Origin of the sequence: Burkholderia sp. MSh2, assembly GCF_000731655.1 — a bacterium.
In the GTDB taxonomy this organism is placed as follows: Bacteria; Pseudomonadota; Gammaproteobacteria; order Burkholderiales; family Burkholderiaceae; genus Burkholderia; species Burkholderia paludis.
Map to the genome: position 1 here is coordinate 39,166 of NZ_JPGM01000036.1, position 23,731 is coordinate 62,896.

Consider the following 23,731-nt stretch of genomic DNA (forward strand, 5'->3'; position numbering starts at 1 on the left):
AGCGGCGTCTCGCGCAAAGCGGGCGTTTGGCTTATCGTGTCGGTCTGCGCGCGCCGTCGTCGGCGCGCGGTTCTTCTCCCGCGCCGTTCCTCGTTCTCCGCTCGCCATGCGCCGACTTCCGCCCCTGCACGCGCTGCAGATCTTCTCGACGGTGGCCCGCCACCGCAGCTTCACGCGCGCGGCCGAGCAGCTGTGCATCACGCAGGGCGCGGTGAGCCGGCAGATCCAGACGCTCGAGGCGCATTACGGCTTTCCGCTGTTCAAGCGGCATGCGAAGGGCCTCACGCTGACGGCGGAGGGCGAGCAGTTGCTGCCGGTCGTCGACGAGAGCTTCGCGCGGATCGAGGACATCTCGATGAAGCTCACACGGCAGCGCACCGATCTCGCGCTGAAGGTGCCGACCTGCGTGATCCGCTGGATGCTGCCGCGCATCATGCGCTTCCAGGGCGAACATCCCGATCTCCACGTGCAGATCACGACCGCGTGGCAGCATGTCGTCGATTTCTCGGCCGAGCCGTTCGATGCGGCGATCGTCTACGGCACGTCGCCGGGCGCGGGGGTCGTCGCGCTGCCGCTGTTCGACGAACGGCTGACGCCCGTCTGCGCGCCCGAGTTGCGGCAGGCGTCGCCGCTCGGCGCGGTCGGCGATCTTGCGCGCCATACGCTGCTGCACCCGACCCGCGACCATCGCGACTGGCGCGCCTGGCTCGAACATGCGGGCGAGCGCGGTGTCGATCCCGCGCGCGGGCCGACGTTCGACACGCTCGATCTCGCGACGAACGCGGCGATGCAGGGCTTCGGCGTCGCGATCGGCGACGTGACGCTCGTCGACGACGACGTCAGTGCGCGCCGGCTGGAGCGGCCGTTCGACATCGTGCTCGAGACGGGCGCGCGCTACTACTTCGTGTATCCCGAGACCATCGGCAGCCAGCAGAAGATCCGCGCGTTCAGCGACTGGATCGCCCGTCACCGGGATTGACCGGCGGCGCCGCCGGCCGCGTCGGCGAACGGCTTTACTGGTAGGTCACGACCGCGATGATCGGCGCATGATTGTTGCCCGGACGGTCAGGTAAAACGATTGCGCGCGAGGCCTGAGTAAAGGTCGTGGTCTTGATTGCCTGCTGGCTCGCTGCATCGACGAACGCGATCTGGCCGGTTGCCGGGCGCGGGCAGTCGGGGCGCACGCGAGCGGAGGCGGCGTCGGTCGTGTCGAGCGCGAACGAGCAGGGCGGCTCGACGATCATGCCGGAGAAGTGGATGATGCCGGACGTGCCGGCGGCGAAGGACGAGGAAGTGGCCAGAAGCGATGCAGCCAGGATGAACGCGGCGGCGACGGGACGATGCTTCATGACAGGCTCCAGAGAGGAAGCGCGTCGCAGCGAGGCCGCTCGGGTGGCAGTCCGTCAACGCTGCGAGGCTGTATGCGTAAACGGCAAATCCATCGGGTCTCTTGAATGAAAAATCGGAAATAGCGGTAATAAGCAAATAACGCGGCGTTGCCTGTTTCAATGTAGGCCGGATTTGCGGGAGCACAAGGCGGGAGTCGCGCCGGGCTTGTAAGCTGAACGGAAGAACCGTCCGCCGGGGCGGGCCGTCGCCGGTCGTTGCGCAGTCAACGAGTTGACGGATGGACGGGCGATGCACGGATGAATTTCCCGCGCCAAGGACAAACGGCCGCTCGTGCGAGGAGCGGCCGTGTTCGCGAACGGCGTGGCGCCGTGCGGCGGCGGATCAGGTCATGCGCTTGCGCACCGCGCCGACGACCACGAGCAGCACGATCGCGCCGACGATCGACGCGAGCCAGCCCGCGCCCTGGCCCGGCGCGTACCAGCCGGCGGCGCGGCCGACATAGCCGGCGAACAGCGAGCCGACGATGCCGAGCACGGTGGTCATCAGGATGCCCATCTTGTCGTCGCCGGGCTTGAGCGCGCGGGCGAGAAGGCCGACGATGAGCCCGACGACCAGGGTTTCGATGAATTGCAGCATGAACGCCTCCCTATTGCAGTTGAGCGATGGTCGAAAGGAAGTGGACCCCCGCGGCGCGCGAGGGTTCCATGCGGCGGCGGCCGCACGCGCGGCGTGCGGCGTATCGCGCGCCGGCGCGTCGCCCGGAGCTCAGGCGGCCGGCGTATCCGCCACCGGGTCGAGACGGCGATAGCCTTCGGTCGCGTTCAGCAGCGTGCGCGTGTAGTCGCGCGCGACCCGCCCGGCCCGCACGTCCTCGATCCGCAGTTGCTCGACGATCTCGCCGTGCTGCATCACCGCGACGCGCTGGCACAGGAAGCCGATCACCGCGAGATTGTGGCTGACGAGGATCATCGTCAGGTTGCGTTCGCGATGCAGGCGGCGCAGCAGGTTCAGGATCTCGGCCTGCACCGACACGTCGAGCGCGGAGGTCGGCTCGTCGAGAAGCAGCACGCGCGGCTCGACGATCAGCGCGCGCGCGATCGCGACGCGCTGCCGCTGCCCGCCCGACAACTGGTGCGGGTAGCGGAACCGGAACGCGGGGCCGAGGCCGACCTCGGACAGCGCGCGGGCGATGCGGGCGTCGGCGTCGTCCATGCCGTGAATCGACAGCGGCTCGCGCAGCGTCTGGTCGACCGTGAAGCGCGGATGCAGCGACGCGTACGGATCCTGGAACACCATCTGCACGTGGCGGCGAGCGGCCCGGTCGGGCTTGCCGCCCACCGGCCGGCCGTCGATCGACAGGCTGCCGGACGCGAGCGGCACGAGGCCCGTCAGCGCGCGCAGCAGCGTCGACTTGCCGGAACCCGATTCGCCGACGAGCCCGAACACCTCGCCGTCGCGCACCGCGAAGCTGGCGTCGCGCACGGCGTCGACGTGACCCGTGCGGGTCGGGAAACGGATCGATGCGTGATCGACGTCGATCATCGTGCGGCCTCCTGCCGGTCGGCATGCGGTGCGGGATCGAGCCACGCCGGATCGCGCCGCAGCACGGGCAGTTCGTCCGGCGGGTTCGCGAGCGGCGGATTCGCCGCCAGCAGCCCGCGCGTATAGGGATGCGACGCGTCGCGCAGGTCGCGCGCGGCGCAGGTTTCGACCACGCGGCCCGCGTACATCACCGCGACCCGATCGCAGAACGACATCACGAGCGGCAGGTCGTGGCTGATGAACATCAGGCCCGTGCCGTGCCGCGCGATCATTGCGTCGAGCACCGCGAGCACCTGCATCGACACCGCGACGTCGAGCGCGGAGGTCGGCTCGTCGGCGATCAGCAGGCGCGGGCCGGTCGACACCATCATCGCGATCATCACGCGCTGGCCCATGCCGCCCGACAGCTCGTGCGGATACGCATCGGCGACGCGCGCCGGGTCGCGGATCTGCACGGCCGCCAGCGCATCGACGATCCGCTCGCGCAGCGCGCGGCCGCGCAAGCCCGGCTCGTGCCGCCGGAACGCCTCGCCCATCTGCCTGGCGACCGTCATCACGGGGTTCAGCGAATACTTCGGGTCCTGCAGGATCATGCCCATCTGGCTGCCGCACAGCCGCCGGCGTTCGCCGGGCGACATCGCGAGCAGGTCGCGGCCCGCGAAGCGCATCGTGCGGGCGGACCAGCGGGCGGCGTCGGGCAGCAGGCCGAGCAGCGCGCGGCCCGTCAGCGATTTGCCGGAACCCGATTCGCCGACGATGCCGAGCCGTTCGCCGGGCGCGAGCGTCAGCGACAGGTCGCGCACGGCGTCGGACACGACGCCGTCGTGTCCGCGAAAGCCGATCTTCAGGCCGTCGATCTCGCAGAGCGGCGCGGGCGCGGCGGCGGTGGCGGTATGGATCGGCATGTCAGGCTCCGTGGCGGGGATCGAAGACGTCGCGCAGCCCGTCGCCGAGCAGGTTGAACGCGAGGCTCACCAGCAGGATCGCGCCGCCGGGCAGCGTCGAGACCCACCACGCGTCGAGCAGCACGTTGCGGCCCGACGCGACCATGAAGCCCCACTCGGGGCTCGGCGGTTGTGCGCCGAGGCCGAGGAAGCCGAGGCCGGCGACGGTCAGGATGATGCCGGCCATGTCGAGCGTCGCGCGCACGATCACCGACGACATGCACAGCGGCACGATGTAGCGCAGCAGGATGCGCGGGCCCGATGCGCCCTGCAGCCGTGCCGCGTGGATGTAGTCGGCCTGCGCGATGCGGATGGTCTCCGCGCGTGCGAGCCGCGCATACGCGGGCCACGCGGTGATCGAGATCGCGACCACCGCGTTGATCACGCCGGGCCCGAGCGCGGCCGCGAACGCGAGCGCCAGCACGATCTTCGGGAACGCGAGCGCGACATCGGTGACGCGCATCAGCGCGCTGTCGACGAAGCCGCCGCAATAGCCGGCCGTCGTGCCGATCAGCAGGCCGATCGGCACGACGATCACGACGACGAGCAGCGCGATGCCGAGCGTGAGGCGCGACCCGGCGATCAGCCGCGAGAGGATGTCGCGGCCGAGCTGGTCGGTGCCGAGCCAGTACGACGGCGAGCCGGGCGGCAGCAGGCGGTCGGACAGCACCTGGCGCAGCGGGTCGTGCGGCATGATCAGCGGGCTGACGATCGCGACGACGATCAGCACGACGAGGATCGCGAGCCCGAACAGGTTGAGCGGATTGGCGGCGAACCGGCGCCAGCGCCGGTACGCGAGGCCGAGCGCGGCCTGCGAGCGCGACGCGGGCGTGTCGGACAGCAGCCACGCGCGCAGCGTGAGGTGCTCGGCGTTCATGATTGGACAACCTTCGGCATGGACGATGAAAGAAGCAGGGGGGAAGCGGTCATGTCGGAGCCGCCCTCAGCGCGCCCGCGGATCGAACACGCGGTACAGCGCGTCGGTCAGCAGGTTGACGGTGATGAACATCGCGCCGATCACGAGCGTCGCGCCGAGCACGGCGTTCATGTCGGCGTTCAGCAGCGCGCCCGTCAGGTACGAGCCGAGCCCCGGCCACGCGAACACGATCTCGGTCAGCACGGAGCCTTCGAGCAGGTTGCTGTAGGTGAGCGCGATCACGGTGAGCAGCGGCACCGCGATGTTGCCGAACGCGTGACGCCAGATCACGCGGCGCTCGGACAGGCCCTTCGCACGCGCGGTGACGATGTATTCCTGGCTCAACTGGTCGAGCATGAACGAGCGCGTCATGCGGCTGAGGTACGCGACCGAGTAGTAGCCGAGGATCGCCGCCGGCAGCACGATGTGCGACAGCGCGTTGCGAAAGACGTCCCACTCGCCCGCGAGCGCCGCGTCGATCAGCAGGCTGCCCGTGTGCGGCTCGACCATGCCGTCGTAGACGGGATCGAGCCGGCCCGGCCCGCCGACCCAGCGCAGCCGCGCATAGAACAGCAGCAGCCCCATCAGCCCGAGCCAGAACAGCGGTACGGAATTGCCGATCAGCCCGACGAAGCGCGCGATGTGGTCGATCGGCCGGTTGTGCTTCACGGCGGCCGCGACGCCGAGCGGCACGCCGATCGCGATGCCGATCAGCGTCGCGATCGTCGCCAGCTCGAGCGTGGCCGGGAATACGCGCTTGATGTCGTCGAGCACCGGGTTCGCGGTCAGCAGCGAGACGCCGAGATTGCCGTGCAGCACGTCGCGTGCATAGATCAGGAATTGCGTGACGAGCGGCTTGTCGAGCCCGAGCGCGATGCGTTCGGCCGCATAGGCTTCGGCCGACGCGCGATCGCCGAGGATCGCGAGCACGGGATCGATCGGCACCTTGCGGCCGATCACGAACGTCAGCGCGAGCAGCCCCGCGAACGTGACGGCGAGCGTGAGCGCCCAGCGCAGCCCGCGCAGTGCCCAGCGTACGGCCGGGCGCCGCGCGGGCAGCGTGCGCAGCGCTTCGAGGGAGGAGACGGGAGTCGACATGCGGCGAATCTTATTGCTTTTTCAGGTTACGGTACGACACGAGATCGTTGATCGGCCCGATTTCGAGCCCGCTCACGCCGGGCCGCGTCGCGACCTGCGCGACTTTCTCGAACATGATCACGAACGGCGAGCGCGCGAGCATTTCCTTCTGCATCGCCTGATACTGTTGCGCGCGTTTCGCGGCGGTGGGCTCGGCGAGCGCGGCGTCGGTCTCCTTCGTCAGTTGCGGGATGTCCCAGCTGTTGCGCCAGGCCAGCATTTTATAGCTCGACTTGTCGGAATTGTCGGGATTCCACGCAAAACCCTGCGCGTTGCTGTGCGGGTCGATGTAGTCGGCCGACCAGTCGCCGATGTAGATGTCGTGCTGGCGCGCGCGGTATTTCGCGAGCGTCTGCTTGTTGTCGCCGGGGATCAGCTGCACCTTGATGCCGGCCTGCGCGAAGTTCGCCTGCACGGCCTGCGCGATCTCGGTGTACGGGTAATCGTTGCGCACGTCCATCGTCACCTGGAAGCCGTTGGGCACGCCGGCCTTCGCGAGCAGCGCCTTCGCCTTCGCGACGTCGAGCCGGTACGGGGTCGCGTTCAGCGTGCCGAGGAAGCCTTCGGGCAGGAAGGTCTGGTGCACCTTGTAGGTCGTCTTCACCACGTTGCCCTGGATGCCGGCATAGTCGACCAGCCACTTCAGCGCTTCCTGCACGTCGGGTTTCGCGAGCGTCGGGTTCTTCGTGTTCAGGCCGAGATACAGCAGCGTCGCCTGCGGCGAGGCCGACACCTTCGCCTTGCCGGATTTCGCGATCGACGCCAGATCGTCGGGGCTCAGGTCGCGCGCCGCGTCGACGTCGCCGCTTTCCAGCAGCAGGCGCTGGCTCGCCGCCTCGGGCACGTGGCGCAGCACGATCCGCTTCATCGCGAGCGGCAGCCGGTAGCCGTCGAAGCGCTGCAGCACGAGGCTGTCGCCGGCCGTCCACTTGACGAGCCGGTACGCGCCGGAGCCGGCCTCGTTGGTCTTCAGCCACGCGTTGCCGAAATCGTTGCCCTGCTGGTGCGACAGCAGCAGCTTCTTGTCGAGCACCGACGCGGGCCACGAGCCGAGCACGTTCAACACGAAGGTCGGCGCGTACTTGCGGTCGGTCGTGACTGCCACCGTCAGGTCGTCGAGCTTCTTCACGTTCGCGGCGACGTTCGCCTTCGTGAGCCCGATGCCGGTCAGCACGGCGGCGGGGCCCTTGTCGAGCAGCACCGCGCGCTGGATCGACCATGCGACGTCGTCGGCCGTCAGCGGGTTGCCCGAGTGGAACCTGAGGCCGGGGCGCAGCCTGAACGTGTAGGTCAGCCCGTCGGCGCTCACCGTCCACGACAGCGCGACGTCGCCGTTGAATTTCGCCGGATCGCGCAGGTCGACCCGCACGAGCCGGTCGTAGGTGTTCGCGACGTATTCCTCCGGCACCAGCTCGTAGATCTCGCCCGGGTCGAGCGTCGTGAATTCGTCGAGCAGCGTGGCCATCACGAACATGTCCTTCGGCGTTTCCGCGCGCGCGGCGGCCAGCGGAACGGCGGTGAGTACGGACGCGGCGGCCAGCGCGGCGACGAGCCGGGATGTCAGGGGTTTCATGTGCGCTCCATCTGTCGTTGAAGTCTTTCGAGTCGTTGAACCTGCGCGCCGCGGGGCATGCGCGTGGCGGTCACATCAGGCGCCACGGGCCGCTCGCCGCGTTGTCGATCTGCGGCAGCGCGCGCGAGCCGGGCAGCTCGTAGTGCCACCACTCGCTGTCGATGTGGGCGAAGCCGGCTGCCTGCATCACGCCGAGCAGCAGCAGGCGGTTGCGTTGCACGGCTTCGGGCAGCCCCGCGTGAAAGTGGCCCGACGCGGCGACCATCTCGTCGAAGCCCGTGCCCATGTCGAGCGGCTCGCCGCTTGCCGCGACGAGCGTCAGGTCGAGCGCGGTGCCGCGGCTGTGATTCGAGCCGCGGCCGGGATCGGCGATGAAGTTCGGATCGGGCAGGAAATCCCACAGCACCTGTTGCGCCTGGGGCGGCCGGTACGCGTCGTAGATGCGCAGCGTGAGGCCGGCCGGCGCCGCGATCGCCACGGCGCGCCGCAACGCGGCCTCGGCCGGCTCCAGCAGCAGGCAGTGCGCGTGGCGGTAGATCGGCTTGCCGGTCAGGTTGCGCCCGGTCGCGTAGACGAGATCGATCTCGACGCGATGCGTGGCGGGCGTGATTTCGACGAGGCGGGAAGGAGTCATCGGCGGTTCGGAGGTTACTTGCCTTCAGGATTCGAACTGGTCGAACGTGTGCTGCAGCTCGCGATTGCGCGCGACGCGCCGGTCGATCGCGGAGCCGAGGCGGTCGACCACGGCCGTGATCAGCAGGTTGAACAGGCAGGTGAGCGGCGCGAGCGAATCCCAGAACTGGCCGACGTCGGTCTTCACCTGCAGCAGGTCGGCCGGCCATTCGCGGGCCCACGGGCACGAGAGATCGGTGACGAGCGCGAACGGCTGCCCGCGTTCGGCGGCCGCCTGGCAATAGCGGCGTGCGCCGCGCGAATACGCGCGGGTGTCGGTGACGATGGAGTACGGTCGCTCGAATTCGGAGTTCAGCGAATCGACGTACGAGCCCGACTGGCCATCGGAATAGAACACGCGCGGCCGCAGGTATTCGAGGTAGCTGCTGAACGCGTTGCTGATCCCGCGCGTCGACTGGATGCCGAGGATGAATACCGCGTCCGCATGCGCGATCCGGTCGGCGACCTGCGCGAACGCCGGGCCTTCCGCGAGCCGGTACACATGGCGGATCGCGTCGAGTTCGCGTTCGAGCGACGACGCGAGCGCGCCGTCGCTGCCGTTGCCGTTGCCGTTGCCGTGTGCCGGTTGCGTGCCGGTGATGCGGCGGTATTCGTCGAGCCGGTCGGTGATCATCCACGGACGATCGCCGCCGCCGCGCAACTCGCGCTTCAGGTCGTCGAGATTGCGATAGCCGACGCTGCGCAGGAAGCGGCCGACCGAGATGCCGCTCGTGCCGGCCTGCCGCGCGATCTGGTCGGCCGTTTCGAGCCCGAGCCGGTCGAGGTTCGCGAGCATGTAGCTCGCGATGCGCTTCGCGGTCGGCGTAAGCTCGGCATAGCGGGTTTCGACGGTACGGGCGAATGCGCAGGTCATCGGCTGTTAGATCGTTGTCGTCTGATGTTCGAATGTCATGCATCTAACGAAGCCAAAATCATTCGCGCCAGCGGATAAAAACTATGGTGTGACGATAGACGATAGGGTCGGATGCGCGTTCGTCGGTGAGGGCGGACGGATGCGAAGGCGGTGTGTTTATTCCTGTCAGACATATATCACGTTTATTTCTGACAGGAATAATTTGCGTATATGCCTGTCAGGCATATACTGCATCGATCGTCTTCCGGGAGCCATGCCGTGAACTTCATCGTCAATACGCCCGCGCAACTGGGCGAAATCCTGTCTTCCGCGCGTCAGGCAAAGGGCCTGACGCAAGCGGAAGCGGCCGGGCGAATCGGCGTGGGCCAGCCGCGCCTGTCGTCGCTCGAAACCACGCGCACCGAAAGTCTGTCGCTCAGCCAGTTGCTCGAGCTGACCGCGCTGTACGGCCTCGAAATCAGCATCCGCACGAAGGACGGGCGCGACGCAGCCGACGTCGAGTGGTAAGCGATGGGGCGCAAATCGCACACGCGCGCGTTGTCGATCTGGACGAACGGCCAGCGGGTCGGTACATGGCGGATTCCCGCGCGCGGCGACACTGAGCTGCTGTACGACGCCGGCTGGAAACAGTCGGCCGCTGGCCGCCCGTTGTCGCTGTCGCTGCCGTTCGGTGTCGGCGAGGCGCCGTTGCGCGGCGAACGCGTGACGCACTTCTTCGACAACCTGCTGCCGGACAGCGATGCCATTCGGCGCCGCCTGGCGGCCCGGTTCGGCACGGCGACGACCGAGCCGTTCGATCTGCTTGCCGCGCTCGGCCGCGACTGCGTCGGGGCCGTGCAGTTGCTCGACGAGGACGATGCGCCCGCCGGCCTGGATCGTATCGACGGTACGCCGCTCTCCGACGACGACGTCGCACGCGTGCTGGATCAGGCGAGCGGGGTGGCGACGGCAGCCGGCGACGACGACGATTTCCGGCTGTCGCTGGCCGGCGCGCAGGAAAAGACCGCATTGCTGTTTCATCGCGGGCGGTGGATGCGCCCGCACGGCGCCACGCCGACGACGCATATCCTGAAGTTGCCGCTCGGGCTGGTCGGCAACAAGCGGGCCGACCTGACGGCCTCGGTCGAGAACGAGTGGCTGTGTCTCGCCATCCTGCGGGCGTTCGGCCTGCCGGCCGCGCAGGCGGAAATCGTGCGTTTCGGCGCGCATCAGGTTCTGTCCGTCGAGCGCTTCGATCGCGCGCTGCATCGCGACGGCCGGTGGCTGTTGCGCTTGCCGCAGGAGGATTTCTGCCAGGCGCTCGGCGTGCCGCCTCATCTGAAGTACGAGTCGCAGGGCGGCCCCGGCGTGCCCGATCTGGCCGGCCTCTTGCGCCGCTCCGAAACGGCGCGCGAGGATCTCGACACGCTGTTCGCAGCCCTGATCGTGTTCTGGATGCTCGCCGCACCGGACGGGCATGCGAAGAACTTCAGCCTGCGCTTGCTGCCGGGCGGCCGCTTCCGGCTGACGCCGCTCTACGACGTGATGTCGATCTGGCCGGTCGAGGGCGACGGCGCGAACCAGTGGTCGTGGCACAAGGCGAAGCTCGCAATGGCCGTGCACGGCAAGCGCAAGCACTATGCGATGCGCGACATCACGCGGCGCCACTTCAGCGCGATGGCCGAGCATTGCCTGCTCGGCGATATCGCGACGCCGATCGTGGAACGGCTCGTCGCGATGACGCCGCAGGTGATCGAGTCGGTCGGCGCGGCGTTGCCGCCGGGTTTTCCGGCGCGGGTCGCGGAGCGGATTCTGGGCGGCTTGCGCCTCGCCGCGCAACGGCTCGACGCGATGCCGCGAGGCTGAACCGCTTCAGGTTGCGGCACCGGTAGCCGGTAGCCGGCGTACCGGTTTCGGCCATATCGAATCGAAACGATCAGCAATCCGAATCGTATCGCATGTCATGCATGCCCTCATGACCGGGCGCATCGCATTCCCGCATCCATCGAACGCCTTCCGCATTCGCCATCCCGCTGCACCGCAATAATTACAAAAATAAAGCAGATCAGCTTAAATCATTAATTCATATTAATAATTCATTTAAGTTTTTCGACGAACTGTATTTAACTTGCGTGACGGGATGTTCGATTTTCGATAATCCGAAAACGGCATTTTTCCCGTAATGGGAATTCACTCGATCGAAAGAATGAAGGAGAAACCATGACGAATCTTTCTCGACGCAAAATGCTGGCCGGGACGGCCGGCGCCATTGCCGCCGCGGGTCTCGCGGCATCGGCGAAGGCCGCTTCGTTCGGTAATCCGGACCGTCCGCCGGAAGGCGCGGTCAATGCGCGCAATCGCCAGAGCCTGACCGATCCGGGGCCGAAGAACCCGGCGATCGCCAGTCAGTTTCCGTCTTTTCAGGATCCGCCCGCCACCGATATCAACGGCATGCCGTTATTCTGGGCGTCGTTCAATAATGCCCATAAAAGAATTCAGGATGGCGGCTGGGCGCGTGAAGTCACGCAGGACGATTTTGCGATTTCCGAAACCATCTCGGGCGTGAACATGCGCCTGACGCGCGGCGGCATTCGCGAGATGCACTGGCACCAGCAGGCCGAGTGGGCGATCATGCTCGACGGCCGCTGCCGGATCACGGTGCTCGACGAACTCGGGCGGCCCTCGGTGCAGGACGTGAAGACCGGCGATCTCTGGTATTTCCCGCCCGGCCTGCCGCATTCGCTGCAGGGGCTCGGCGCCGACGGCGCCGAATTCCTGCTCGCGTTCGACAATGGCCGCGCGTCGGAATTCAACACGTTGCTGCTGACCGACTGGGTCGCGCATACGCCACCCGAGGTGCTCGCGCTCAACTTCGGCGTGCCGGCCGATGCGTTCGGCAACATTCCGCTCGACAACCTGTGGATCTTCCAGGGCGACGAACCGGGCCCGCTCGAGCAAGCGCAGCGCGCGGCGGCATCGTCGGCCGGGGCGCCGCCGCATCCGTTCGTGTTCGCGCTCGGCGACATGAAGCCGGTCAGGAAGACGCGCGGCGGCGAAGTGCGGATCGCGGACAGCACCAACTTCAACGTGTCGACGACCGTCGCGGCGGCGCTCGTAACCGTGCATCCGGGCGGCATGCGCGAACTGCACTGGCACCCGAACGCGGACGAATGGCAGTACTACCTGCAGGGCAGCGCGCGGATGACCGTGTTCGATACCGGGCCGAAGGCGCAAACGGCCGATTTCCGCGCGGGCGACGTCGGCTACGTGAAGAAAAGCCTCGGGCACTACGTGCAGAACACCGGCGCCACCGATCTGGTGTTCCTCGAGATCTTCAGGACCGACCGTTACGCGGAAGTGTCGCTGTCCGACTGGCTCGCGCATACGCCGCCGAAGCTCGTCGAGGCGCATCTGAACGTCGCGCCGGAGGTGCTCGCGCAATTCCCGCGCACCCGTCCCGACGTCGTGCCGCTGTAACGTCGCCGCCGCCGCCGCGGCCGGCCGGCTGCGGCGCCCGAATGTCAGGAACACTCCCTCATCCGAACGGAACGTCACCATGATTCCCGTCACGAGCAAACCCGCCGGCGGCTTCGCGCTGCCCGGCCTGTCCACCGCACGTACCGACAGCGCGGCATGCGCGGCGCTGGAAGGGCGCCGCACCGGCGTCGCCGCGCTGCTGCCGTTCGTCGGCCCGGCGGTGATCGCGTCGATCGGCTATATGGATCCCGGCAACTTCGCGACCAACATCCAGGCCGGCGCCGCGTACGGCTACCGGCTGCTGTGGGTCGTACTGGCCGCGAACGCGATCGCGATGCTGTTCCAGGCGATGTCGGCGAAGCTCGGCATCGTGACCGGCCGCAATCTCGCGGAGCTGTGCCGCGACCGGTTTCCCGCGCCGGTCGTGTGGGGCATGTGGATCGCGTCCGAGATTGCCGCGATGGCGACCGACCTCGCCGAATTCCTCGGCGGCGCGCTGGCATTCGGGCTGCTGTGCCATTTGTCGCTGTTCGCCGGGATGATCGCGACGGCGTTCGCGACCTGCGCGATCCTCGCGCTCGAACGGCGCGGCTTCCGGCCGCTGGAGGCCGCGATCGGGGCGCTGGTCGGCGTGATCGGCGCGTGCTATCTCGGCGAACTGCTGATCGCGCCGCAGGACTGGCGCGCGGCCGCGTTCCACCTGGTCGTGCCGCAGATTCCCGATCACGCGGCGCTGACGATCGCGGTCGGGATCGTCGGCGCGACGATCATGCCGCACACGCTGTATCTGCATTCCGGCCTGACGCAGGATCGCACCCCGCCGCGCGACGACGCGCAGCGGCGGCGCCTCGTGCGCTTCTCGAACCGCGAGGTCGTCGTCGCGCTGGGGCTGGCGGGGTTCGTGAATCTCGCGATGGTGATGATGGCGTCGTCGGCGTTCCACCTGGGCGCGCCCGGCATGACCGACATCGGCGACGCGTATCGCACGCTGGTGCCGGTGCTCGGGCCGGCTGCCGGCGCGCTGTTTCTCGTCGCGCTGCTGACGTCGGGCGTGTCGAGTTCGGTGGTCGGCACGATGGCCGGGCAGGTCGTGATGCAGGGCTTCATCCACCGCCGCCTGCCGGTGTGGGTGCGGCGCGCGGTGACGGTCGTGCCGGCGTTCGCGGTGGTGGCGCTTGGCTGCGACGTCACGCGTGCGATGGTCGCAAGCCAGGTGGTGCTGAGCTTCGTGCTGCCGATGCCGATGATCGCGCTGCTGATGCTGTCGGCGCGCGAGGACGTGATGGGCGCCTACGCGATGCGGATGCCGCTGCGGATCGTCGCCGGTGCGGCGACGGTCGCGATCGTCGGGCTCAATGCGTACCTGGTGTGGGCGGCATTCGCCTGAACGGGGCGGCGGGCGGGCGCCTACTGCTGCATGTCCGGCGCCTCGCGCAGCCGCCAGATCGCGTTGCACTGCTGGCCGCCGAGGCTCGTCGAGCGCAGCGTGACGACGGTGCCGGCCACCACCTGGTACGCGAAATGCGCGGTCAGTTCGGTGCCCTTGCGCTGCGCCTGCCCGTCGACCAGCACTTCGCTCAGCAGCGGCGACGGCGAGCCGGACGGGTGCGTGACATAGACATTCAGCTTGGCGATGTCGCGTGTCGCGGTGAATACGACTTCATGATTTCCGCTGCCGACGAGCATCGTGCCGCCCGGCTCGTCGAGCGCCTGCAGGTAGGCGCCGGCGCTCCCCTCGAGCGACGCGGACGACACGGACAGCCCGGCCGATCGCACGTAGTCCGTTGCCGCGATCCGGGCGGCGATCGCGTCCGCCGGGGCCCGCGTGCCGTCGGACAGCGCGAACGGCGCGCCGTCGCGCAGCGCGGCGTCGATGTGGTTGGCGTAGTAGCGCCACCGGTCGAGGAAGCGGATGTCGCCGGTCATGTGCAACGCGCGGATCGGCTCGCCGTGGTACCGCAGCGTCGTGCGGCCGTCGTGTTCGTCGAACGACTCGTGGATGCCGTACTTGCTGACGAAGTTCTGGACCGGGTCGAGCAGCGCCGTTTCGCCTTGCGCGCTCCACAGGTGCAGGAACGTCGTGTCGAGCCCGAAGCACTCCTGGAAATCGGTGCCGACGCGGGCGATGCAGTCGCGCAGGTGGTTCGCGTAACGCGCCCAGGCGTCGGCGGTCCCGGCAACGAGCCCGGCCTGCAGCGCGCCGCCGTGGCGCGCCCTGACTTCGTCGACGACGAGGCGCCAGTGATGGTCGCGTCGCTCGCCGATCAGCGGCGTGACGACGAACGTGCAGAACAGCGGGTCGGGGCACGCGTGGATCCGGTCGTCGCCGATGTGCGAGAACAGGTCGAACGTCGGCGCGCAGAACCAGATGTCGGCGTCGTACAGCGCGAGCTTGCGGATCTGCGGGTGGCGCGCGCAATATTCGGCGGCCTCGATGAAGCGGCCGACCGGCAGCGCGTACTCGGCCGACGCTTCGATCACGTCGACCGACTGGCTGGCGAGGATCTGCCGCTTGCGTTCGGACAGCCCGTAGCCGATCACCGCGATCCGCCCGTCGTAGCCGGTCTGCCGCAGCGACAGCAGGAAGGGCACGAGCATTTCGTACCACGCGCGGTTGTTGTCGTTGATCGCCACGCAGACCGCGTGCTCGCTCGAATGCATGTTCTCCCCCTGTTGCGCGCGCCCGGCTCAGTAGCCGACGTGGCGCTCGCAGACCACCGCGCCGCAGCCGCGGCTGTCGTGATACGTAATATGAAATTGCCGGTTTTCCCACAGCCACTGGAACACGGCCTGGTACACGCCGGACTCGCTCATGTCGTGCAGCACGATCTTCTTGCGAGCCAGCGGGCCGAACCGGTTCAGTTCGGCGAGCGTCTGCTCGTAGGTGTGGGTGGTGTCGATGAACAGCAGGTCGGATGCCAGCGGCTCCATCGCCAGATCGTCGGCAACCCTGAATTCGAAGTCGACCGACAGATCCTTCGCCGCCTGTTCCAGTTCGTGCCGGATGTGGAAATACTCGTCGGAGATGTCGACCGACACGAGGCGCCTGGGCTGCGCGAGCAGGAAGGCCGTCGTGGTCAGCCCGGTGAATACGCCGAGCTCGAGGATGCTGTCGCACCCGAGCGCCGTTTCCGTATAGAAGTCGAAGCGTGAAGGGCTGTCGCCGAGCCAGCCGGTCGGTTCGATCTTGTACTGCAGGAATTCCATCCGCAGTTGCTGTAGCGTGCGCATCCTGGTGTCCTGGGCGAAGTGGATTCGATGGCGGGGGCGCCGCCGGGCGGGCGCTCCCGCCCCGGCGGTGCCGGCCATTGTAAATCGCCGTCGCCGCAGGGCATAGCGCCGGCGCGGCGGGCCGCGGCGATTGCCCGCGCGCCGGCAGGGCTGGCCGCGCGGGCAGGCCCGATTACTTCGCGAGCGTGCGGTATGACACCAGGTCGTTGATCGGCCCGATTTCCGGCCCGGTCACGCCCGGGCGGGTCGCGACCTGCACGACCTTCTCGAACATGATGATGAACGGCGAGTTCGCGAGCACGGCCTTCTGCAGCGCTTCGTAACGCTGCGCGCGCTTCGCGGGCGACGGCTCGACGAGCGCGTCCTCGGTGTCCTTCGTCAGTTGCGGAATGTTCCAGCTGTTGCGCCACGCGAGCATCTTCGTGGGGGACTGGTCGGAGTTGTCCGGATTCCACGCGAAGCCGCGCGCATTGCTGTTCGGGTCCATGTAGTCGGGCGACCATTCGCCGACGAAGATGTCGTGCTGGCGCGCGCGATACTTGCCGATCGCCTGCTTCGCATCGCCGGGGATCAGCTTCACGCGGATGCCGCCGAGCGCGAAGTTGGCCTGCAGCGCCTGCGCGATCTCGAGGTACGGATAGTCGTTCGGCATGTCCATCGTCACGTCGAAGCCGTTCGGCAAGCCGGCCTTGGCGAGCAGCGCCTTCGCCCTGGCGACGTCCTGCCGGTACGGCCGCGCGTTCGACGCGCCGAGAAAGCCTTCCGGCAGGAAGGTTTCATGCACCTTGTAGGTCGTGCTGACGATGTTGCGCTGGATGCCGTCGTAGTCGACGAGCCACTTCATCGCCTGCTGCACCTCGGGTTTCGCGAGGTTCGGGTTCTTCGTGTTCAGGCTCAGGTACAGCAGCGCGGACACCGGCCACGACGCGACCTTGATCTTGCCGGCCTTCGACAGCGCGGCGAGGCTGTCGGGGCTCAGGTTGCGCGCGGCGTCGGCGTCGCCGTTCTCCAGCAGCAGCCGTTGCGCGGACGCTTCGGGCACGTGGCGCAGCACGACGCGCTTCATCGGGTACGGCGTGCGGTATTTGTCGAAACGCTGCAGCACGATGGTCTCGTTGGGCGTCCACTTGACGAGCTGGTACGGGCCCGAGCCCGCGTCGTTGGTCCGCAGCCAGCCGCTGCCGAGATCGTTGCCCTGCTGGTGCGACAGCAGCAGCTTCCGGTCGAAGACCGACGCCGGGCAGGCGCTCAGCACGTTGAGCACGAAGCTCGGCGCGTACTTGCGGTCGGTTTCGAGCACGACGGTTTGCGGGTCGGGCGCGCGCACCTTCTGCGCCACGTTCGCTTTCGTGAGGCCGAGGTCGGCAAGCACGCCGGCCGGCCCCTTGTCGAGCAGGATGGTGCGCTGCAGCGACCACGCGACGTCGTCGGCCGTGACCGGGTTGCCGGAATGGAACGTGAGGCCGGGGCGCAGCTTGAACGTGTAGGTCACGCCGTCGGCGCCGACCGTCCACGATTGCGCGATCTGCCCGTCGAAGCGCGTCGGGTCCTTCAGGTCGACGCGCACGAGCCGTTCGTAGGTGTTCGCGACGTACTCGGACGGCACCAGTTCGTAGATCCCGCTCGGGTCGAGGGTCGTGAATTCGCCGAGTTGCGTGGCGACCACGAAAATGCCGGGCGGCGTCGCGGCGTGCGCCGGCAGCGCCGGAACCAGCGCGACGAGCGCGGCGCTGACGAACAGTCGGGACAGCAGGTGCTTCATGCAGGCTCCATCGGAAAGGAATCGTGGTGCGATTCTCTCATCGACGGGGGCCGGATGAAAATATCCGGCGTGCGCGCGGCGGTGCGCGGGAAGGCCGGGCGGGCGCCCGGCATCGGCGGGTTGCGGAGCGGATCAGATCGCGCAGCGCGCGATCGCGAAGCGCATCGCTTCCTCGGCCGGCTCGTTGCCCGAGCCGCGCACGACCTTGATGACCGAACCGTTGCCCGACGGCGTCAGCGTGACGAAGTACGAGTTCGAGCCGACGGCGATGTCGGTCACGCCGTTGTGCTGCGATTGCTCGGTGCCCGACAGGCGGCCGTCGAGGCACTCGGCGATCGCGTAGGCCGGACGTTGCGACGATACGAAGATCATCGGCGCGTCGCCGGTGGAGGCGGATGACGGATCGGACGAGGGCGCGGAACCGCAGGCGGCGAGCAGGGCGGCGGGAAGGAGCAGCAGGAATCGTTTCATGGTCGGTCGTCGGGTGTCCCGTATCGAGGCCGGGGCGCGGGGGAGGCGAAGCGCGAGGCTTCGCGACGAAACCGCCGGGTATCGGGCTGTTTTTGACGGTCGATACGCCGGGCGGCTGACGTCGGAGTATACCCGCAGCGTTTGACGCAGTCGGGGCGTTGAAACGATTCGATACAACAGGCGCCCGCCGCCGCGCGGCGGCAGCGGGCGTTCAGGGCAATGGCGACTGGGCGCGGGCCGGCGTTACTGGCCGATCTTGTTGCTGACCGCGTTTTCCTGCTGGTTCAGCACGTGCTGTTCGCTCTTGGTGATGTGGCCGTGATCCTGCGCGGCCATGTCCCGCTCTTCCTGGCGGATCTTGCGGTCGTCGCGATGCAGGCGCGCGGCCTGGGCGTGCGACATCTCGCCGTCCTTCACGTCCTGATGGATGCGGCGATTCTGGTTGGCGAGACGCTGGTTGACCTCTTCGCGGCGCGGGTGCGCCTGTTGCCACGGCGTCTCGGCGAACGCGGTGCCGGTCAGCACCGACATCAGGGTGGCGGCAATCGCGAAGTGGCGGGTAAGGGCTCGCATGGTGTGTTCTCCTGTCGTTGCGCGCCGCGGATCGTGGGCGCTTGACCAAAAAACGCGGAGCGGACACCGGCTGTTGACGTTTCTGCCCGTATCGATTGCAAGTCTTTGTTACGTCTGCGGATTGCGGCGCGGGCCCGGCGCGCGCGGCGCGGGGCCCGGCCGCCGCGGATCAGTGCGCGCCGGCCGCCGCCGCATCGGCATCGCCGCCGCCCGAGCGCTTCGGCTTCGTGATCCAGATGAGCGGAATGATCGCGATGAAGATCAGCGCCGACACGTAGAAGATGTCGTTCAGCCCCATGACGGCCGCCTGCGAATCGACCGACGAGTTGAACAGCGCGAGTGCCGAATCGGGGCTGAGGTGCAGCAGCGACCGCGTCGTGTCGACCTGCTGCGTGAAGACCGGGTTGGTGACGCTCGCCTGCTCGGTGAGCCGCACGTGATGCAGGATCGTGCGGTCGTTCCATGCGTTGCTGATCAGCGAGGTGCCCACCGCGCCGCAGAACGTCCGGCCGAAATTCGACAGGCCGGCGGCGGCCGGGATCTTTTCCGGCGGCAGCCCGGACAGGATGATCGACGTCAGCGGCACGAAGAACATCGCCATCGGAATGCCCTGCAGCAGCGTCGGCAATATGAGGTCCCAGCGCGACACGTCGGTGTAGAAGGTCGTGCGCATCATGAACACGACCGCGAAGCCGACGAACGCGAGCGTCGCGATGTAGCGCGGGTCGGTGCGCGGCAGCAGGCGACCCATGACCGGCGTGAGCAGGACCGCGAACAGCCCGAGCGGCGCGGTGGCGAGCCCCGAATCGACCGCGCGGTAGCCGAGATAGCCCTGCATCCACTGGGGCAGCAGCACGAGCGTGCCGAAGAACATCCCGTATGCGACCGAGATCGCGATCGTGCCGCCCGCGAAATTGCGCTGCGTGAAGAGTCGCAGGTCGACGATCGGGTTGGCCTCGTGAAGCTCCCACACGAGGAAGAACGCGAAGCCGATCAGCGCGACGATGCCCAGCGCGATCACGACGGGCGAATTGAACCAGTCGAGATCCTTGCCCTTGTCGAGCATGATCTGCAGCGACGCGACCCACAGCACGAGCAGCAGCAGGCCGACCTTGTCGATCGGCAGGCGGCGCGTGGCCGATTCGCGGTCGCGGAACACGATCCAGGTGACGGCGGCCGCGAAGAAGCCGACCGGGATGTTGATGTAGAAGATCCACGACCAGTTGTAGTCGTAGGTGATCCAGCCGCCGAGCGACGGCCCCGCGATCGGGCCGACGAGCGCCGTCATCGACCATAGCGCCAGCGCGCTCGACGATTTCTGTCGCGGCCATGCGCCGAGCAGCAGCGCCTGCGACAGCGGCGCGAGCGGCCCGGCGACCGCGCCCTGCAGGATCCGCGCGGCGAGCAGCGTCGGCAGGTTCGGCGCGATCCCGCACAGCCACGACGCGATCACGAACAGCAGGATCGACGTGACGAACAGGCGCACCTGGCCGAAGCGCTGCGTGAGCCAGCCCGTCAACGGAATCGACACCGCGTTCGCGGCCGCGAAGATCGTGATGACCCACGTGCCTTCGTCGACCGACACGCCGAGGTCGCCCGAGATCGTCGGGATCGCGACGTTCGCGATCGACGAGTCGAGCACGTTCATGAACATCGCGAGCGACACGGCGATCGTGCCGATCGCCAGGCGGCCGCCCGACAGCGGGGCGGGAGATGACGGAGAGGACATGGGTTTCCTGCTTGACGGATGGGGCCCGCGGCGGCTGGCGCGGGGTGCCGGTCCGCGCGCGCGAAAGCGGCGCACGCACGGACCGGCGTGCTGGACGGATGCACGCCGCGCACGGCGCGGCCCCGCATGCTGGGCCGACGCGCGCGACGTGCTGCTCGATCGGATGTGCAAAGCCCATCGCGGGCTTCGCGGGACGGCGTGCTGCCGGTCAGGAGGGCGGGACGCGCGTGACGCGCCTGCGGGCAGCGGTCAGGCGGCTGCCGTCGGGAGTGGAGTCGTTTGGCATCGCGACAGCCTAATGGCGCGGCGAGCCGCCATCAACACGGGCGCGCTCATTAATCGATTTCGCCGTTCGCAATAATCGACGGGGTCATGCCGGTCACGGCGCGGTGCGCCAGGTGGTGAACACTTCCGCGAGGAAGTCGACGAACGCGCGCACCTTGCTGTCGAGCGTCGCGCGCCGCGGGTACAGCGCGTGCAGCTCGACGTCGTCGGACCGGTGCCAGTCGGGCAGCACGATTTCGAGCTCGTTCCGTTCGAGGCGGCGGGCCGTGTAGTGCGTCGAGATCAGCGCGATGCCGCCGCCGCCGGCGGCCTGGCGCAGCACCGTCACCGATTCGTTGGTGATCAGCACGGGCCGCACCGGCACGTCGGCCACCTCGCCGGCCGTGTTGGTGAGCCGCAGCGTCTGGCTGGGCGCGTCGCGGCCGACGAGCAGCAGGTCGTGTCGCGCGAGATCCTGCGGCGTGGCGGGCCGGCCGGCGCGGTCGAGATAGGCGGGGCTCGCGGCGAGCTTCGCCTGCGACCAGCCGAGCGAGCGCGCGATGTAGCTGGAGTCGGTCAGCACGCCCGCGCGCAGCGCCACGTCGAAGCCGTGCTCGACGAGATCGAGCGGGCTGTTGTCGTAGATCAGCACGAGCAGGACCAGCGGGTAGCGCCGGCGAAACTCGGCGAGCGCCGGCTCCAGCTCGAACAGGCCGATCGAGTAGGGCACCAGCACGCGCAGCGTTCCCTCGGGCGCGACGCGCAGCGCGCGGGCCTGACGGTCCGCGTCGAGCAGGATCTCCTCGGCGCGCAGGCAGCGCTCGTAGTAGTCGCGCCCGGCCTCGGTGACGGACACGCGGCGCGTGGTGCGGTACAGCAGCTGGACGCCGAGATCGTCCTCGATCTGCCTGACCTTGCGGCTCACACGGCTGAGCGGCATGTCGAGTTGCGTGGCGGCGGCGGTGAAGCTGCCGCGTTCCACCACGCGCAGGAATATCCGGATGCTTTCGAAGTCCATACAGGTCGCTTCAGGGTTCGGTCTGCGCGCATCTTACCGTCGCTGCGCGGATCGCCGCGCGCGGCGGCGATTATCCCGCCCGGTGCAATAACGCATCCTGCCCGCGCACCTTAGCGGCGGCGGCGCGCGCCCGTATCCTCGCACGATGAAATTCGCCTTTCCCCCTTTGCCGCCGCTCGCGGCCGTGCGTACCGCGCTGCGCGACGCGCGGCCCGCGCTGCCGCCCGGCGCCGTCGGCTTCGCGTTGCGCAATACGGCCGCCTCGCTGCTCGCGCTCTACATCGCCTTCCGGATGAACCTCGACGACCCGGTATGGGCCGCCTCGACCGTATGGATCGTCGCGCAGGGCAGCCGCGGGATGGGCCTGTCGAAAAGCCAGTACCGGATCCTCGGCACCGTGATCGGCGCGGCCGTCGCGCTCGTGCTGACCGGCCTGTTCGCGCAGACGCCCGAGCTGTTCCTGCTCGCGCTCGCGGTGTGGATCGGCCTGTGCGCGGGCGTCGCGACCTTCCTGCGGAATTTCCGCGCGTATGCGGCGGTGCTGTCCGGCTACACGGCGGCGATCGTCGCGATGGACGCCGTGTCCGCGCCGCTGCACGCGTTCGACATCGCGACCGCGCGGTGCCTGTACGTGGTGGTGGGCATCCTGTGCGGCGCGACGTTCGAGACGGTGTTCGCGCCGGGCTCGCCGGTGGCGGACATGCGCACGCGGCTCGCGCGCTATGTCGATCGCGCGGTTGCCGTCACGGCGGGCGCGCTGCGGCGCGAGCCGAACGGCGGGGCCGTGCACCGGCTGTTCGCGGATGCGCTCGAACTCGACACGGCGGCCGAATATGCGGCCGCCGGCGCGCCGCCGGTGCGCAACGCGATCGGCCACCTGCGTGCGGCGGCGCTGGGCGTGCTGACCGCGCAGGCCGCGGGGCAGGCGATTCGCGAACACGCCGCGCGCGGCGGCGACGCTCCGGATCCGCTGGTGGACGAGGTGGCGCGCGCGCTCGACCGCGTCGCCGGGTTGCCCGATTCGGGTGACGCGGACGATGCGGACGACCGGGCGCGCGAGATGGCCGCGTTGCGCGCGCGGGTGGACGACGCGTTGCGCGCGACTTCCGCGGATCCGGCCGGCTCCGCTCCGTCGCGCCTGCTGACGCTCGACGCGCTGGCAGCGCTGCTCGCGGGCTTCGAGCGCGCGTTCGCGAGCCGGGCGCGACTCGACCGGCCGGAGCCGCCGCCGTTGCGCGTGCGCTATGCGTTTCACCGCGATCCGGTGCTCGCGTGGCACAACGGCCTCCGCGCGTTCCTCGCGGTGCTGGCCGCGTCGGCGATCTGGATCGTCACCGCGTGGCCGTCGGGCGGCGGCTTCGTTGCGATCGTGGCCGTGGTCTGCGCGCTGTTCTCGACCCGGCCGAACTCGGTGCGCGCCGCCGTCGGCTTCCTGAAAGGCACGGCATGCGCCGCCGCCGCGGGCGTGATCTGCAATTTCGCGCTGCTGCCCGCCGTGTCGGGGTTCGAGATGCTGGCCTACATCCTCGGCGTGTTCCTGATCGGCGCGGGCATCGCGATTCGCCATCCGCGCACGGCGGCGATGGGCAGCGCGTTTTCGATCTTCTTCTGGAATTTCACGTCGCCGAACAATGTGGCGCGCATCGGCGATGCCGCGTTTCTCAACTCGGCGCTCGCCACGCTGCTCGGCATCGCCTTCGGCGCGCTCGTGTACGCGCTCGTGTTCCCCGGCGATCCCGGCACGAGCCGGCGGCGCCTGCATCGCGCGGTGCGGCGCGATCTGGCCGGCATGGCGCGCGACCCGGGCGCGTGGTCCGCGAGCACGTGGCTGAGCTGCACGGCGGATCGCCTCGCGCGCGCGCTCGGCTTCGCGGGCAGCCTGCCGCAGACGCTGATCGAGCACGACCTGCGCGACCTGCTGGCGATCTGGGGGCTCGGCGACAGCCTGCTGTCGCTCGCCGGCCTGGCGACGCGCGAGCCGGCGGTGCGCCGGGCCGCCGCCGTGGTGCGCGGGCGGATCGCGCGGGCGGAATTCGCGCGGCTCGACCGGACCTGCGACGCGGCGGCCCGCGTGCTGCGGCGGCGCGCCGCCGCGCGTGACGGCGGCGACGCGCACGCGTTGTGGCGCGGCGCCATGCTGCTGCAGCGGATCGCGGATGCGGCCGCCGTGCATGGCGGTTTCCTGCGCGGGCACGGCGACTGAACGAGTCGGCGCGGCG

At 68.8% G+C, this 23,731-nt stretch carries 22 protein-coding genes; 6 read left to right on the forward strand and 16 right to left on the reverse strand.

Translation table 11 applies throughout. The annotated features are described in order from the left end of the window. Nucleotides 1-106: 106 nt before the first annotated feature. Nucleotides 107-979, forward strand: coding sequence for a LysR substrate-binding domain-containing protein (locus GQ57_RS23000; RefSeq protein WP_031400475.1), 873 nt, complete (start codon nt 107-109; stop codon nt 977-979). Between the two features lie 34 nt (nt 980-1,013). Here the strand turns inward: GQ57_RS23000 and GQ57_RS23005 are convergent, their stop codons facing one another. The 9 genes from GQ57_RS23005 to sapR form a co-directional block, all read right to left on the reverse strand. After that, nucleotides 1,014-1,349 (reverse strand): type 1 fimbrial protein, encoded by a 336-nt coding sequence (locus GQ57_RS23005; RefSeq protein WP_034199103.1) that lies wholly within the window; start codon nt 1,347-1,349, stop codon nt 1,014-1,016. A 382-nt stretch (nt 1,350-1,731) separates the two neighbouring features. Then, nucleotides 1,732-1,986 (reverse strand): GlsB/YeaQ/YmgE family stress response membrane protein, encoded by a 255-nt coding sequence (locus GQ57_RS23010; protein WP_034199104.1) that lies wholly within the window; start codon nt 1,984-1,986, stop codon nt 1,732-1,734. A gap of 129 nt (nt 1,987-2,115) precedes the next feature. Then, the gene (locus GQ57_RS23015) at nt 2,116-2,892 is read right to left on the reverse strand and encodes an ABC transporter ATP-binding protein (RefSeq protein WP_034199105.1); all 777 of its coding nucleotides are present in this window, start codon (nt 2,890-2,892) and stop codon (nt 2,116-2,118) included. Further along, nucleotides 2,889-3,797 (reverse strand): ABC transporter ATP-binding protein, encoded by a 909-nt coding sequence (locus GQ57_RS23020; RefSeq protein WP_034199106.1) that lies wholly within the window; start codon nt 3,795-3,797, stop codon nt 2,889-2,891. The genes GQ57_RS23015 and GQ57_RS23020 overlap by 4 nt, the downstream gene beginning before the upstream one ends. Nucleotide 3,798: 1 nt before the next feature. Next, nucleotides 3,799-4,713, reverse strand: coding sequence for a nickel transporter permease (nikC, locus tag GQ57_RS23025; protein ID WP_031400480.1), 915 nt, complete (start codon nt 4,711-4,713; stop codon nt 3,799-3,801). Nucleotides 4,714-4,779: 66 nt separating this feature from the next. Next, the gene (locus GQ57_RS23030) at nt 4,780-5,850 is read right to left on the reverse strand and encodes an ABC transporter permease (RefSeq protein WP_031400481.1); all 1,071 of its coding nucleotides are present in this window, start codon (nt 5,848-5,850) and stop codon (nt 4,780-4,782) included. 10 nt (nt 5,851-5,860) lie between these two features. Next, a complete protein-coding gene (locus tag GQ57_RS23035) occupies nt 5,861-7,462 on the reverse strand; it encodes an ABC transporter substrate-binding protein (RefSeq protein WP_034199107.1) in 1,602 nt (533 codons plus the stop codon). Between the two features lie 70 nt (nt 7,463-7,532). Further along, nucleotides 7,533-8,096, reverse strand: a complete 564-nt coding sequence (ddpX, locus tag GQ57_RS23040; protein ID WP_031400483.1) for a D-alanyl-D-alanine dipeptidase — start codon at nt 8,094-8,096, stop codon at nt 7,533-7,535. A 24-nt stretch (nt 8,097-8,120) separates the two neighbouring features. Then, a complete protein-coding gene (gene sapR / locus GQ57_RS23045) occupies nt 8,121-9,008 on the reverse strand; it encodes a sap1 transcriptional regulator SapR (RefSeq protein ID WP_034199108.1) in 888 nt (295 codons plus the stop codon). A gap of 258 nt (nt 9,009-9,266) precedes the next feature. Here sapR and GQ57_RS23050 point away from each other — a divergent pair, with 258 nt between their 5' ends. The 4 genes from GQ57_RS23050 (at nt 9,267) to GQ57_RS23065 (ending at nt 13,851) form a co-directional block, all read left to right on the forward strand. After that, nucleotides 9,267-9,515 (forward strand): helix-turn-helix domain-containing protein, encoded by a 249-nt coding sequence (locus GQ57_RS23050; protein ID WP_031400485.1) that lies wholly within the window; start codon nt 9,267-9,269, stop codon nt 9,513-9,515. Between the two features lie 3 nt (nt 9,516-9,518). Next, the gene (locus GQ57_RS23055) at nt 9,519-10,853 is read left to right on the forward strand and encodes a type II toxin-antitoxin system HipA family toxin (RefSeq protein WP_034199109.1); all 1,335 of its coding nucleotides are present in this window, start codon (nt 9,519-9,521) and stop codon (nt 10,851-10,853) included. A 354-nt stretch (nt 10,854-11,207) separates the two neighbouring features. Further along, nucleotides 11,208-12,464 (forward strand): oxalate decarboxylase family bicupin, encoded by a 1,257-nt coding sequence (locus tag GQ57_RS23060; RefSeq protein WP_031400487.1) that lies wholly within the window; start codon nt 11,208-11,210, stop codon nt 12,462-12,464. 79 nt (nt 12,465-12,543) lie between these two features. Continuing rightward, nucleotides 12,544-13,851: an Nramp family divalent metal transporter gene (locus GQ57_RS23065; RefSeq protein WP_034199110.1), complete on the forward strand. Its 1,308-nt coding sequence runs from the start codon at nt 12,544-12,546 to the stop codon at nt 13,849-13,851. Between the two features lie 20 nt (nt 13,852-13,871). Here GQ57_RS23065 and GQ57_RS23070 read toward each other — a convergent pair whose 3' ends face one another. The 7 genes from GQ57_RS23070 to GQ57_RS23100 form a co-directional block, all read right to left on the reverse strand. Beyond that, nucleotides 13,872-15,125 carry a hypothetical protein gene (locus tag GQ57_RS23070; RefSeq protein ID WP_031400489.1) on the reverse strand — a complete coding sequence of 418 codons (1,254 nt, stop codon included), beginning with the start codon at nt 15,123-15,125 and terminating at the stop codon, nt 13,872-13,874. Between the two features lie 27 nt (nt 15,126-15,152). Beyond that, nucleotides 15,153-15,695: a class I SAM-dependent methyltransferase gene (locus tag GQ57_RS23075; RefSeq protein ID WP_031400490.1), complete on the reverse strand. Its 543-nt coding sequence runs from the start codon at nt 15,693-15,695 to the stop codon at nt 15,153-15,155. A 172-nt stretch (nt 15,696-15,867) separates the two neighbouring features. Then, nucleotides 15,868-17,457 carry an ABC transporter substrate-binding protein gene (locus GQ57_RS23080; RefSeq protein WP_034199111.1) on the reverse strand — a complete coding sequence of 530 codons (1,590 nt, stop codon included), beginning with the start codon at nt 17,455-17,457 and terminating at the stop codon, nt 15,868-15,870. Nucleotides 17,458-17,589: 132 nt separating this feature from the next. Next, entirely contained in the window at nt 17,590-17,928 is a 339-nt protein-coding gene (locus GQ57_RS23085) for a sugar ABC transporter ATPase (protein ID WP_031400492.1), read from the reverse strand. A 243-nt stretch (nt 17,929-18,171) separates the two neighbouring features. After that, nucleotides 18,172-18,501, reverse strand: a complete 330-nt coding sequence (locus GQ57_RS23090; protein WP_031400493.1) for a hypothetical protein — start codon at nt 18,499-18,501, stop codon at nt 18,172-18,174. Nucleotides 18,502-18,670: 169 nt separating this feature from the next. Further along, on the reverse strand, nt 18,671-20,230 hold the full coding sequence (locus GQ57_RS23095) for a DHA2 family efflux MFS transporter permease subunit (protein ID WP_031400494.1): 1,560 nt from the start codon (nt 20,228-20,230) through the stop codon (nt 18,671-18,673). Nucleotides 20,231-20,609: 379 nt separating this feature from the next. Next, nucleotides 20,610-21,512: a LysR family transcriptional regulator gene (locus GQ57_RS23100; protein ID WP_031400495.1), complete on the reverse strand. Its 903-nt coding sequence runs from the start codon at nt 21,510-21,512 to the stop codon at nt 20,610-20,612. A gap of 145 nt (nt 21,513-21,657) precedes the next feature. On the opposite strand from GQ57_RS23100, the gene GQ57_RS23105 reads away from it, so the two are divergent. After that, the gene (locus tag GQ57_RS23105; RefSeq protein ID WP_034199112.1) at nt 21,658-23,715 is read left to right on the forward strand and encodes an FUSC family protein; all 2,058 of its coding nucleotides are present in this window, start codon (nt 21,658-21,660) and stop codon (nt 23,713-23,715) included. Nucleotides 23,716-23,731 lie beyond the last annotated feature (16 nt).